Genomic DNA, 12,596 nt, shown 5'->3' with positions numbered 1-12,596 from the left:
ATCAGTGGCGGAAGTGCCGCATCCCGGTGAACACCATCGCCAGCCCCGCCTCGTTCGCCGCCGCGATCACTTCGTCGTCGCGGATCGAGCCGCCCGGCTGGATCACGCAGGTCGCGCCGGCCTCGACCGCCGCGAGCAGGCCGTCGGCGAAGGGGAAGAAGGCATCGCTCGCGACCGCGCTGCCGACGGTGCGCGGCTGCGCCCAGCCATGGCTCTCGGCCGCTTCGCGCGCCTTCACCGCGGCGATGCGTGCGCTGTCGCGGCGGTTCATCTGCCCGGCGCCGATGCCCGCGGTCGATCCGCCCTTGGCATAAACGATCGCGTTCGACTTCACATGCTTGGCGATCGTCCAGGCGAATACGGCATCAGCGAGTTCTTCTTCGGTGGGTTCGCGTTCGGTCACCAAATGAAGTTCGCTGCCGATGCTAACATCACGCGAAACTCGCGGCAAACGTCCGGGAGGGCAAATACGCCCATTGTCGCGGCTCTGCGCGAGCCAGCCGCCGGCGATGGTCTTCATCATGAGGCCGCCGCGCGCCGGATCGGGCAGTTCGCCGGTGAGCAGTAGGCGGAGGTTCTTCTTCTTCGCGAACACCGCGCGCGCGTCGGCGTCGGCGTCGGGCGCGCAGACGACTTCGGTGAAGATGGTGCTGATCAGTTTGGCGGTCGCGCCGTCGAGCGGCCGGTTGACCGCGATGATGCCGCCGAAGGCCGAGACATCGTCGCACTTCAGCGCCGCGTCATAGGCCTCGGCGATCGTCGCCGCGGTCGCGACGCCGCAGGGATTGGCGTGCTTGACGATGACGCAGGTCGGATCGGCGTCGCGAAATTCCGCGACGAGTTCGAGCGCGGCGTCGGCGTCGTTGATGTTGTTGTAGGAAAGCTCCTTGCCCTGCACCTGTTCGGCCTGTGCGATGCCGCGCGCTGCGGGGCCGACGGGGAGGTAGAGCGCGGCCTTCTGGTGCGGGTTCTCGCCATAGCGCAGTTCGCTCGCGAGCCTGGTGGTCAGCGGCAGCGTGTCGGGGAAGAATTTGCCCTGATCGGCGAAGGCGAACCATTGCGCGATCATGCTGTCATAGGTTGCGGTGTGCGCGAAAGCGGTCGCAGCGAGGCGCTTGCGCAGCGCGAGCGTCGTCGCGCCGCCATTGGCGTCCATCTCGGCGATGACCGCGGCATAATCCTCGGGTTCGGTGACGATGCCGACGAAAGCGTGGTTCTTCGCCGACGAGCGCACCATCGCCGGGCCGCCGATGTCGATATTCTCGATGATCGTGTCGCGGTCGGCGCCGCTCGTCACCGTCTGGAGGAAGGGGTAGAGGTTGACCACGACGAGGTCGATGCCGCCGATCCCATGCGCCTCCATCGAGGCGACATGCGCCGCATCGTCGCGGACCGCGAGGATGCCGCCGTGAACCGTCGGGTGCAGCGTCTTGACGCGGCCGTCCATCATCTCGGGAAAGCCCGTGAGGTCGGAGACGTCGAGAACGGCATGCCCCGCCTCGCGCAGCGCCTTTGCGGTGCCGCCGGTCGACACCAGCTCGACGCCATGCTTGACCAGCGCGGCGGCAAGCTCGGCAAGCCCCGCCTTGTCGCTGACGGAGAGAAGCGCGCGGCGGACGGGAATCAGATCGGTCATGGGAAGGGGCGGCCTTTGCGAGACAGGAAAGACGCGGACGCCCTAGGCGGGTGCGCCCGCTATCGCAAGCCGCGTTGGCCGATAAACGCATCGCGTCCCCGCGAAGGAGTGACCCATCTCACACCAGTTCTACCTTGCACCCACCGGAGATGCGCCCCTGCCTTCGTAGAGGCGCACAGAGTCCGTGTCGTCCGAAGCTACAGCCCGAGTGCCGCCGCGATCCGGTCCCAGCGCACAAGCTTGAAATTCTGCGCCTTGGGGGCGTTGTCGCCGTCCTGCGCGAGGAAAATGCCATCGGGATAGGCGGGGCCGAAATTGCCCGCGACCGCCTCGATCCCGTCGGTCTCGCTCGTCGCGCCATACTGGCCCGCGGCGACCGCAAAGCGGCCGACATAGTCCATCCCCGGAAGCTTGAAGACCGCATAGGCGTTGTCGCCCTGGCTCGACGCGATGAGGTAGCGCTGGCCCTTGTGATCGATCGTCGCCAGACCCTCGACGTCGGCGACCAGGCGCTGGTTGTCGACCGGCGCGACGAGGCGTGCGGTGGCGGTGGTGCCGCTTTGCACGAGTTGCCAGATGCCGGCGTCTTCCTCGCCCACGTAAAGCGTGTCGCCGTCGAAGACGCAGCCTTCGGACTGGGTCGGGATCTTGTACTCCCACCGGACCGCAAAGGTCGGCGTGCCCTCGGCGGTCAGCGTGCCGACGCGTACCGTGCCGTCCTTGACGATCAGCGCGGCGGTGATCGGTTCGCCCGGCGCGCTCTTCTTCAGGCAAAGGCCATAGGCCTCGCCCACGCCCGCCGCGGCGCGGCCGAGCGAGACGATCGCGGGCTTGTCGGCGTCGAGGCGGAACAGCGCGAGATGCGCGTTCACTCCGTCGTTGCGGTCGCTTGCGACGATGATGTTGCCCGCGACGTCGACATTGTTGACGAGCCCCGCCTGCGCGAAGGCTATGTCCTTGCCCGCCAGGTCATAGACGTGAAGCCCGGCCTTCTTGTCGGTCGCGACGATCAGCGCGCGGTTGGGGTTCGCGGGATCGATCCAGATCGCCGGATCGTCGGCCGCGTCGGCTTTGCCCGTTCCGACCGGCGCGGTCTCGCCGCCCGCGGCGACCTGCACCGGCGGCAGCCCGGAGATGGCGGGTGCCTGCATTCCGGCGCACGCGGTCAACGTCGATGTAAAGGCGAGCAAAGTCAGCAGCTTCCAACGATCGGTTCGGGCCACGCGATTTCCCCCTGTTGCTGTGCGCCGAAAGCGCCTAGGCCGCGCCCCGTTCCAGTAAAGCGGCAGCGCGTCAATCCCACAATATCTCGGTCACTTAAGCGTCATCGAAGCGTCATCTTTGTCGCCGCAAACTGTCACACCCCGCCCCTAGAGGCCCCTGCAACGCAAACAAGGGGGCCCCATCCATGATTCGACCTTTCCGCCTGCATTCCGCCGCAACGCTCGCGATCGTCGCTGCGCTCGTTGCCAGCCCCGCCGCTGCGCAGGATGCCGCGCCGGTCCAGAACGAGGATGGGACGATTACGACGTCGCAGGAAATCGTCGTTCTCGGCGGTATCGGCTATCGCAACCGCAGCGAGAGTGGGGCCGAGCCGGTCGTTTCTTATGACAGCGAGTTTTTCCAGCGCTTCGAGCCGCTGACCGCGGGCGACGCGCTGAAGCGGGTGCCGTCGGTGACCTTCCTCTCCGACGTCATCGAAAGCGACGGCGCGCGGCTGCGCGGCCTGCCGCCGGGCTACACGCAGATCCTGATCAACGGGGAGAAGGTGCCGGGGTCGAACGCCGACCGCAGCTTCTTCCTCGACCGCATCCCCGCCGAACTGATCGACCGCGTCGAGATCGTCCGCTCGTCGTCGGCGCGCCGGACCGGGGACGCGGTGGCGGGCACGCTCAACATCAAGCTGCGCGACGGTTACGAGCTCGACGGCGGCTATCTCCGGGCGGGCGGGCTGCTGTTCGACGACAATGAACTCGAACCCAGCCTCGGCGGTGTGGTCGGCGGCGCGCTCGGCCCCGGCCGCTTCCTGCTCGGCGGCAATTTCCAGGGTCGCCACAACCCGAAGAAGAAGCTGTCGCTGCGCTATGGCGATTCGCCCGAGAACAACCCCGATTTCGCGACCGACGATTTCGACAACCGCGAAGACCAGCGCGACACGCGCGACGGCAAGGACTATTCGTTCAACGCGACGTATGACATCAAGGGCGATACCACCGATTTCTCGGTGAACGGCTTCTATGTTCATACCGACCGCACCGAAGACGAGCGCAGCTTCGAATATAATGATCCGACCGCCGTCAACGGTCCGGTCCGCGCGACGCCGCCGGGCAATCTGACCGTCGACAACGCCAATATCGCAAAGATCAATCAGGACAATTACAGCGTGAACGGCAAGCTCGCGCATCGCTGGTCGGCGGGCGAGACGAGCCTGAAGGTCGGGTACGCCTATTTCGACGAGGATCGCTTCGAGACCGAATATGAGGTCGAATTCGATCGCACGCTGCCGCGCTTTACCGGCGACCAGACGCGCACCGGCATCACCGACAAGGAGTTTTCGGTGCGGCTCGAGCACGAGGTCGAGCTGGGCGACACCGCGAAGCTGGTTTTCGGCGGCTTCTGGCAGGACAAGGACCGCGACACGTCGATCACCGAGGCGCCGCGCGACCGCTACAATCTGACCGCCGCCGACCGTCAGGGCTATGACCAGTTCGCGCGCAACCCGACCGAATTCGTCCGCACCTTCGGCGCCTTCGTGCCCGCGGTGGGCGGGGTGAACATGATCGAGGAAAAGCGCCTCGACGGCTTCGTCCTTGTCGAGGGCGACATGCCGGGCGTGAAGTGGGAGGCCGGGGTTCGCTACGAGACGACCGACCTCACCATCGACGACCTGACCGTGCCCGCGGCGCTGCAGCGCTTCACCAACGACTATGAGAAGCTGCTTCCCTCGGCATCGGTCAAGATCGACGTCGGTCCGCGCGGCCGCATCATCGCATCGGCGGCGCGGACGAGCCGCCGCCCCGAGTTCAATTTTCTCTCGCCCGCCACGCTCGAAGCCGAGCTGGGCGACAACGATCTCCTCGGCAACCCGCTGCTCGATCCCGAAACCGCCTGGGGTTTCGATGTCGGCTACGAACAGCGTCTCGGCCGTTCGGGCATCGCGGGGATCAACTTTTTCTACCGCAAGGTGAACGACCTGATCGAGCTCACCAACACCGGCGAAGAGGGATCGGAAGGGCCGGGCACCTTTGTCTATCAGCCGCAGAACATCGGCGACGGCAAGGTTTATGGTGTCGAATTCGACCTGTCGACCGACCTCGGCTTCGTCGGGCTGCCCGACACCGGCATCTTCGGCAACGTCTCGTGGCTCGACAGCAAGATCACCGACGAATTCGGCAAGCGCCGCTTCAATGGCCAGAGCAAATATGTTTATAACTTCGGCCTGATCCAGGACGTCAAGTCGATCGGCGCGGCGTTTGGCGCGACCTATCGCAAGCAGGGCGGGGCGTTCGACCGCACCGTCGGCGAGGAGGTGTTCACCACCTATGGCGCCGACCTCGAAATCTTCGTCGAAAAGCGCTTCGGGAAGAGCTTCACGATCCGCGCCGTCGGGCAGAACCTGCTGAACGGCGCGAAGCGCGAACGCTTCAACAAGTTCACGACGGTCGAGGATCAGGTCGATCGCAACTTCGACGAATATGAATTGGAGCGCGAGAAGGCCGGGCCGGTGTTCCAGCTGATGGCGCGCTACGCTTTCTAGAAGGTCCGGCGGCCGGCGCTCGCTTGCGGGGCGTCGGCCGCAGGATTCGAATGGGCCGATTGTCTGCTTGGGGGTGGGGAGCGGACGTTAGCACTCCACCCTTGTCATTCCCGCGAAAGCGGGAACCCAGTGTGGGACCAGCCCACGCACGTCCCCGCTTTCGCGGGGATGACAAAATAGGAAAACGTGCGGCGACTACCGGTCGCTTGCAGTTGTAATGTGCACCCCGGCGAAAGCCGGGGCCCATGAAGCAAGCGCAGCGCTCGTTGTCTGGATCCCGGCTTTCGCCGGGAATCACCAAGGCCGCTATCGGCCGATCGCCGACGCGATTCCCTATCCGATATGCTTGAAGATCCAGCCGATGCTCGCGCCGCCCGCCGGCGCGATGCCGGTGACGACGAGCTGTTCGGTCGGGTGCGGGCGGCCGTCGCCGTCGACCCATAGGCTCTCCTCGACGTCGAGCGTGCCTTCGGAGGTGCGGAACTGCCACAGCGGCCCGCCGCTGATGCGCAGCAGCGCGCCGAGCTTGTCGGCGGTCAGGCTGGCCGAGATGTTGCGGCCGAGGTGGAAGCGCAGCGTATAGGGCTTGTCGCCCTTGCGCCGGGTACGCGGGGCCGGGAGCAGCATGTCTTCGCCGCGCAGCTCGCGCCCGTTCGGCGACAGGATCAGGAGGCGGCGGTGGACCAGCCCGTGGCGGCGCGCATAGCCGTCGTGGCTCATCTCGAGCCGGCTGCCCTGCGGCGTCTCGCGCCGGTCGAGTTCGACCTCGGTCACCCCGCGGCCGAGCAGGCCGCTCGCAAGGATCGCGGTCGAATTTGTGTCGCCGATCGTCAGCGTCGAATGCGCCGCGGTGGTGCGCAGGCCGCGCGCGAGGTCGGCGGGGATCGTTGCGCCGGTGAGCGCGGCGCCGCCGCAATTGACGACGATGCGCTCGTCGCCGTCGCTGAGCTCGAAGGCAAGGGTCGAGGCGCAGCCCGCCTCGGTCACGCGGGCGATCGGCGGCGGCGCGGCGTCGGCGAGCAGGACGACGCGGTTTGCGACCATCCGTTGATAGCCCCAGTCGCGGGCCTGCTTGAGCGGACGCGTGCGCACCCCGCTTGCGGCGACGACATATTGGATGTTGAGCGCCGAGGTCGCACCGCTGCCCTGCCAACTGCCCATGCCGCCATCGGCGTGGACGAGGCCGAGCAGCGCCGGAACGGTGCGGGCAAGCGCCTCCTGCAGGAAGGGCGGGACCTCCATGCGGCGCATGTCGTAGATGCGCGCGAGCATCGACAGCGCCATGATCGCGTCGAGCTGCGCCTGCGGCGCGCGCGCGATGTTGCCGCCGTCGGCGTAGAAGCTGGTCTCGATGACCTTGCGCAACCCCGCCTCGCCGAACACCTGACGCGGCTCGCCGCCGGGCATGAGGAGCGAGGCGGCGACGATGCCGATCCACGCGACGAGCTGTCCGGTGCCGGGACGCGTCTTGTCGGCGACACGGTCGAGATGGCGCGCGGCGCGCGCGAGATGGTTGAGCACCGCCGAGCGATAGACGAGGTCGCTCGACGACAGGATCAGCGGCGCGTGCGCGGCCCAGAAGAGGATGCGCCAGCCGGTGTTGTCGGCTTTCCAGGCGGGCTCGCTCACCGCCTCGCCATGCACCGCGAGCCAGTGGCGCACGACCGCCTCGGCGATCGGGGCGCCGTCGGCGCGGGTGCCGGTGGCCGCGAGGTCACGCAGCCAGGCGAAGCTGTGCAGATAGTCGGCGAAGGGCGGCGAAACGTCGAGCGCGGCAAAGTCGAGATCGCCGAGCGAGAGCTTCAGCCCGCGATGCATGAAATGTCCGGCGCGGATCGCGGTCCCCGCGCGCATGTCGCCGGGCACGGGATCGGCGGGGACGCCGAGCAGCTTCAGGGGAAAGCGGCCCTTCAGGCGGAAGGCGTGCAGCGGGGTGCGCCAGGTGAGGCGAGTGACGTAGTTGGCAACCCGGTCGCCAAGCGACAGCCCCTTGTCGTCGGGCAGGCGGATCAGCCGCTTGCCCGGTTCGATGCTGTCGTCGATGGGCGGCGCGTCTTCGCCGGCGTCGGGAATCGGGCTGGACGGGGCAGAGGTCAATGGTCTCCCCTCCATCGATCAGCCGCGCAGGCGGCGGATATTGTCGGCGTAGGCGTCGGGCCCGCCCTTGAAGGTCGCGGTGCCGGCGACAAGGACATCGGCGCCCGCGGCGATCGCCTGCGGCGCGGTCGCGACATCGATGCCGCCGTCAACCTCGAGCCGGATGTCGCGGCCCGATTTGTCGATCATCTTGCGCACCGCCTCGATCTTGCGGAGCTGGCTAGCAATGAAGCTCTGGCCGCCAAAGCCCGGATTGACGCTCATGATCAGGACAAGGTCGATATCGTCGATCAGATAGTCGAGCATCTTCGCGGGCGTTGCGGGATTGAGCGAGACCCCTGCCTGCTTGCCGAGCGACTTGATGTGCTGGACGCTGCGGTGGATGTGCGGGCCGGCTTCGGGATGGACGGTGATGATGTCGGCGCCGGCAGCGGCAAAGGCGTCGAGGAAATGATCGACCGGGCTGATCATCAGATGGACGTCGAAGGGCAGGGTCGAATGCGGGCGCAGCGCCTTCACGACCATCGGGCCGATCGTCAGATTCGGCACAAAATGGCCGTCCATCACATCGATATGCACCCAGTCGGCGCCCGCTTCCTCGATCGCGCGAACCTCTTCGCCCAGCCGCGCGAAATCGGCGCTGAGGATCGACGGGGCGATGCGGACGGGAGGCGCTTCTGTGCTCATGGGGGCGGCGGTCATGGGGACCGGCCTTAACCGTCTAGAAGTGGCGGGGCAAGCGCGGGGGCGTCGCCAGCGCGCGGTGTCCACAAATAAACTTGCGGAGGTCTAGCGCCAGCGCCAGCCGCCCTCGGTTTTGGCCCTGTAGAGAGGCATCGGGGCGAGTGCTGCGAGTATGACCGCGATCGTCATCATCCACGGCCGCTCGCGCAGCAATACCGTCACGCCGGTGATCAGCGCGATATGGACGAGCAGCATCACCCAGCCCTGCCAGGCGATCGGCAGGCCGGTGCCGTAGCCGTGGCGCTTCGGGCGGAACCATGGGCGATCGCCCCGCAAAAGATGCAGCATGTCAGCTCTCCTCCGTCTTCGGCGGCCGGCCGCGTTTCAGGGCTTGCGAAGGTTTGACGCCGACGCCGCGGCGCGTAAGCGCCTCGCGCAGCAATATTTCGATCTCGGCATTGGCGCTGCGCAGCTCGGCCGCGGCCAGCCGCTCGATCGCGGCGTAGAGCGCCGGATCGAGACGGAGGGCAAAGGCTTTCTTGGACGACGCAGCCACCGGACGAACTCAGTAGAGCGACCCGGTGTTGACGACGGGCTGGGTGTCGCGCTCGCCGCAGAGGACGACCATCAGGTTCGACACCATCGCCGCCTTGCGCTCGTCGTCGAGGTGGACGACGTCCTTTTCCGACAATTGGGTCAGCGCCATCTCGACCATCGTCACCGCGCCCTCGACCAGCTTCTTGCGGGCGGCGATGACGGCCTCGGCCTGCTGACGGCGGAGCATCGCGCCAGCGATCTCCTGCGCATAGGCGAGGTGCGTCAGCCCGCATTCGTCGACGGTGATCCCCGCAACCTCGAGCCGCTCGATCAGCGCCTTCCTGAGCTCGATCCCGACCTCGTCGTGATTGCCGCGCAAGGTGATTTCCTGATGCTCGATGTCGTCATAGGGGTAGCGCGAGCCGATCGAGCGCACCGCGGCCTCGATCTGCGCCATCACGAATTCCTTGTAATCCTCGACGTCGAACAGCGCCTGCGCGGTGTCGGTGACGCGCCACACGACCTGCGCCGCCATTTCGATCGGGTTGCCGCGCAGGTCGTTGACCTTGATCTTGTCGGATATGACGTTGTTCGCGCGCACCGCGATCTTCTTGCGGGTCAGCCAGGGAAGGACCCAGCGGAGGCCCTCCTCGCGGTCGGTGCCCTTGTACGCGCCGAACAGCTGGATCGCCGCCGCCTCGTTCGGGTTGATCAGATAGAAGCCGCAGAGGATCACCGTGCCCGCGATCGCCGCTGCGATCAGCACGCCCCATTTCCAGGCGGCCTCGACGCCGTTGATGTTGGTGACGACCGCCCAGGCGGCGACGCCCGCGAGCAGCAGCCAGACCAGCAGCATCAGATAACCGCTCTGCGTCGCGGCCCGCGTCTCGCGGCTGCGGTTCAGCGCCGGCGTTGCACTCTCGACCATGTTTCCCTCCGAATCAGTCGATATAAAGATGATATCATATTTATATCGTTTTCGGTGGCGGTCAATCGCGATTCACGGGGCCCTTCGCATGCCCGTTTCAGAGCGGATATCGGTCATGCCTTGTTTCTTCGCCGCGGCCCGGATTTTTCAAAGTTCAGGAAAGTTCAGCCTTATGCATCCCCGTTTTGGGCCGGCAGGATCGCCGAACCATCCCGCACGCCGTGCCGCGGCCGCAAGCCCGACCGCCTTTGTCCACCGAGCGAAAGAGCGGAAAGAAGGCTGGCATAGCCCGATAATGTAGGAAAGGCCTATTTGAAGGCGTGCCGGCTATGGGGTGGATTCCAGACCGTCCCCTATTTCCGTTCGTGTCGAGCGAAGTCGAGACACCCGGCAGCCTTGCGCCTAGCCCGAGGGGCATCTCGACTTCGCTCGATGCGAACGGATTAGCTTGGGCGCCGTGTCCCCAATCGGTCGATTGCCGACGATCAAGAAAGCATTGCACGCCCCTCCATCCCGCCCCACGTTCAACTCATGTCCCTCCCCGCCCCCTTTGCCGACTGGTTCGCCGCGCGCGGGTGGCGACTTCGGCGGCATCAGGCCGACATGCTCGCGGCTGCGCAGCGGGGCGAGCACGCGCTTCTCGTCGCCGCGACGGGCGCGGGCAAGACCTTGTCGGGGTTTCTGCCGAGCCTCGTCGATCTGGCCGACCATCCTTCCGACCGGCTGCACACGCTGTACGTGTCGCCGCTGAAGGCGCTCGCCGCCGACGTCGAGCGCAATCTCACCGCCCCGATCGCCGAGATGGAGCTCGATATCAGCGTCGAGAGCCGCAGCGGCGATACGAGTTCGGACAAGAAGGCGCGCCAGCGCAGCCGGCCGCCGAACATCCTGTTGACGACGCCCGAATCTTTGTCGCTGCTGCTCTCCTATCCCGACAGCTTCGCGATGTTCGCGGACCTGAAAACGGTGGTGATCGACGAAATTCATGCCTTCGCGCCCGGCAAGCGCGGCGACCTGCTGAGCCTGGCGCTCGCACGGCTCCAGCACATCGCACCGGGCCTCCGCCGCGTCGGACTGTCGGCGACGATCGCCGATCCCGACCAGTATCGCGGCTGGCTGGCGCCCGAGGCCGATGCGAGCCGGGTGACGCTGGTCGAGGGTGAGGCAGGCGCCGATCCCGACATCGACATATTGTTGCCCGCGGGCGCGGTGCCATGGGCGGGGCATTCGGGGCGCTGGGCGGTGCATCAGGTGATGGACGTCGTCGCCGCGAACCGCACGACGATCATCTTCTGCAACACGCGCGGGCTGGCCGAGCTGATCTTTCAGGAGTTGTGGAAGGTCAACGATCTGTCGCTGCCGATCGCGATCCACCACGGCAGCCTCGACCGCGAGGCGCGCCAGCGCGCCGAAGCCGCGATGGCCGAGGGGCGGCTGCGCGCGCTCGTCGCAACGTCGAGCCTCGACCTCGGGCTCGACTGGGGCGACGTCGATTGCGTGATCCAGATGGGGGCGCCGAAGGGATCGTCGCGGCTGCTCCAGCGCATCGGACGCGCGAACCACCGGCTCGACGAGCCGAGCCGGGCGCTGATCGTGCCCGGCAACCGCTTCGAATATCTGGAAGCGCGCGCGGCGTTGGACGCGGTCGAGGCGGGCGAGCGCGACGCCGACCGCTTCCGCCCCGGCGCGCTCGACGTGCTCGCGCAGCATGTCATGGCGCTCGCCTGCGCAGCGCCGTTCAGGGAGGAGGCATTGCTCGCCGAGATCCGCAGCGCGGCGCCCTATCGCTGGGTCGATGCCGGGACCTTCGGCCGCCTGCTCGGCTTCGTGCGCGACGGGGGCTATGCGCTCAAAAGCTACGACCGGTTCCGTCGCCTTGCGCCCGACGGGCAGGGCGGCTGGCGGATCGCGCACCCGCGCCTTGCCGCGCAGCACAGGCTCAACGCCGGGATCATCGTCGATGCCCCGACGCTCGACGTGCGCTTCAAGAACGGGCGCAGATTGGGCAGCGTCGAGGAATATTTCGCGAGCACGCTGGTGACCGGCGACACCTTTGCCTTCGCAGGCCTCAGCCTCGAGGTCGAGGCGATCCGCGACACCGATCTGCTTGTTCGCGCGACGACGCGACCCGCGCGCATCCCCTCATACGTCGGCGCGCGCATGGCGCTGTCGACACGGCTCGCCGAGCGGGTGCGCGGCTTCCTCGCCGATCCGGCAAGCTGGCGGCGCTTTCCCGAGGATGTGCGTTTCTGGCTGGAGATGCAGCAATTGCGGTCGGTGCTGCCGCGCCCCGGCGAACTGCTCGTCGAGACCTTCCCGCACGAGGGGCATCACTATCTTGTCTGCTATCCGTTCGAGGGCTGGAACGCGCACCAGTCGCTCGGGATGCTGATCACCAAGCGGATGGAGCGGGCGGGCTTGCAGCCGCTGGGTTTCGTCGCCTCCGACTATGCGCTCGCCATCTGGTCGCTGCGCCCGGTCGATCATCCCGAAAATCTGTTCGACGCTGAAATATTGTCCGAAGAATTCATCGAATGGGTCGAAAGCTCGCACCTCCTCAAACGCGCCTTTCGCGAGGTCGCGGTGATCGGGGGCCTCATCGAACGCCAGCATCCGGGCAAGCGCAAGACAGGCAAGCAGGTGACCTTTTCGACCGACCTGATCTTCGACGTCCTGCGCAAATACGAACCCGACCATCTCTTGCTCGAAGCCGCCTGGGCCGACGCGCGCGAGCGGCTGACCGATGTCGCGCGGCTCGGCGACCTGCTCGACCGCGCGGCGGGGACGATGGTGCACCAGCGGCTCGACCGGATCAGCCCGCTCGCGATCCCGGTGCTGGTGCTGATCGGGCGCGAGAATGTCGCGGCATCGGATCTCGACGACGCGCTGCTTGGCGAGCTGGCCGACACGCTGGCCGAGGCGGCGATGCGCGCCGATTAGCGCCCCGATCCGGCCCG

The 12,596-nt window shown here is 66.8% G+C and carries 9 protein-coding genes; 2 read left to right on the top strand and 7 right to left on the bottom strand.

The window, feature by feature from the left end:
- Position 1: 1 nt before the first annotated feature.
- Entirely contained in the window at positions 2 to 1,636 is a 1,635-nt protein-coding gene (gene purH, locus QOL79_RS12190) for a bifunctional phosphoribosylaminoimidazolecarboxamide formyltransferase/IMP cyclohydrolase (protein ID WP_283419765.1), read from the bottom strand.
- A gap of 197 nt (positions 1,637 to 1,833) precedes the next feature.
- On the bottom strand, positions 1,834 to 2,859 hold the full coding sequence (locus QOL79_RS12185; RefSeq protein WP_283419764.1) for a phytase: 1,026 nt from the start codon (positions 2,857 to 2,859) through the stop codon (positions 1,834 to 1,836).
- 185 nt (positions 2,860 to 3,044) lie between these two features.
- Here QOL79_RS12185 and QOL79_RS12180 point away from each other — a divergent pair, with 185 nt between their 5' ends.
- A complete protein-coding gene (locus QOL79_RS12180; RefSeq protein WP_283419763.1) occupies positions 3,045 to 5,393 on the top strand; it encodes a TonB-dependent receptor plug domain-containing protein in 2,349 nt (782 codons plus the stop codon).
- 333 nt (positions 5,394 to 5,726) lie between these two features.
- Here the strand turns inward: QOL79_RS12180 and QOL79_RS12175 are convergent, their stop codons facing one another.
- The 5 genes from QOL79_RS12175 to QOL79_RS12155 form a co-directional block, all read right to left on the bottom strand.
- Positions 5,727 to 7,505, bottom strand: a complete 1,779-nt coding sequence (locus QOL79_RS12175) for a heparinase II/III family protein (protein ID WP_283419762.1) — start codon at positions 7,503 to 7,505, stop codon at positions 5,727 to 5,729.
- 3 nt (positions 7,506 to 7,508) lie between these two features.
- Positions 7,509 to 8,192, bottom strand: a complete 684-nt coding sequence (gene rpe, locus QOL79_RS12170) for a ribulose-phosphate 3-epimerase (RefSeq protein WP_283419761.1) — start codon at positions 8,190 to 8,192, stop codon at positions 7,509 to 7,511.
- Between the two features lie 87 nt (positions 8,193 to 8,279).
- Complete coding sequence (locus QOL79_RS12165; protein WP_283419760.1) at positions 8,280 to 8,522, bottom strand: hypothetical protein; 243 nt, start codon at positions 8,520 to 8,522, stop codon at positions 8,280 to 8,282.
- A 1-nt stretch (position 8,523) separates the two neighbouring features.
- Entirely contained in the window at positions 8,524 to 8,730 is a 207-nt protein-coding gene (locus tag QOL79_RS12160) for a type II toxin-antitoxin system antitoxin (protein ID WP_283419759.1), read from the bottom strand.
- Positions 8,731 to 8,739: 9 nt separating this feature from the next.
- Entirely contained in the window at positions 8,740 to 9,639 is a 900-nt protein-coding gene (locus tag QOL79_RS12155) for an SPFH domain-containing protein (RefSeq protein ID WP_282949277.1), read from the bottom strand.
- A 531-nt stretch (positions 9,640 to 10,170) separates the two neighbouring features.
- Between QOL79_RS12155 and QOL79_RS12150 the strand changes: the two genes are divergently transcribed.
- Positions 10,171 to 12,579, top strand: coding sequence for a ligase-associated DNA damage response DEXH box helicase (locus QOL79_RS12150; RefSeq protein WP_283419758.1), 2,409 nt, complete (start codon positions 10,171 to 10,173; stop codon positions 12,577 to 12,579).
- Positions 12,580 to 12,596: the final 17 nt, after the last annotated feature.

Source organism: Sphingopyxis sp. Geo48, assembly GCF_949769155.1.
Classification (GTDB): Bacteria; Pseudomonadota; Alphaproteobacteria; order Sphingomonadales; family Sphingomonadaceae; genus Sphingopyxis.
The sequence above is the reverse complement of the archived record's forward strand: the minus strand, read 5'-3'. Positions and strand labels throughout refer to the sequence as shown.

What these genes read in the sequence shown, in the direction of transcription:
- purH (WP_283419765.1), bottom strand. Translation starts at nt 1,636, where the DNA reads ATGACCGATCTGATTCCCGTCCGCCGCGCGCTTCTCTCCGTCAGCGAC.
- QOL79_RS12180 (WP_283419763.1), top strand. Translation starts at nt 3,045, where the DNA reads ATGATTCGACCTTTCCGCCTGCATTCCGCCGCAACGCTCGCGATCGTC.
- QOL79_RS12175 (WP_283419762.1), bottom strand. Translation starts at nt 7,505, where the DNA reads ATGGAGGGGAGACCATTGACCTCTGCCCCGTCCAGCCCGATTCCCGAC.
- rpe (WP_283419761.1), bottom strand. Translation starts at nt 8,192, where the DNA reads ATGACCGCCGCCCCCATGAGCACAGAAGCGCCTCCCGTCCGCATCGCC.
- QOL79_RS12165 (WP_283419760.1), bottom strand. Translation starts at nt 8,522, where the DNA reads ATGCTGCATCTTTTGCGGGGCGATCGCCCATGGTTCCGCCCGAAGCGC.
- QOL79_RS12155 (WP_282949277.1), bottom strand. Translation starts at nt 9,639, where the DNA reads ATGGTCGAGAGTGCAACGCCGGCGCTGAACCGCAGCCGCGAGACGCGG.
- QOL79_RS12150 (WP_283419758.1), top strand. Translation starts at nt 10,171, where the DNA reads ATGTCCCTCCCCGCCCCCTTTGCCGACTGGTTCGCCGCGCGCGGGTGG.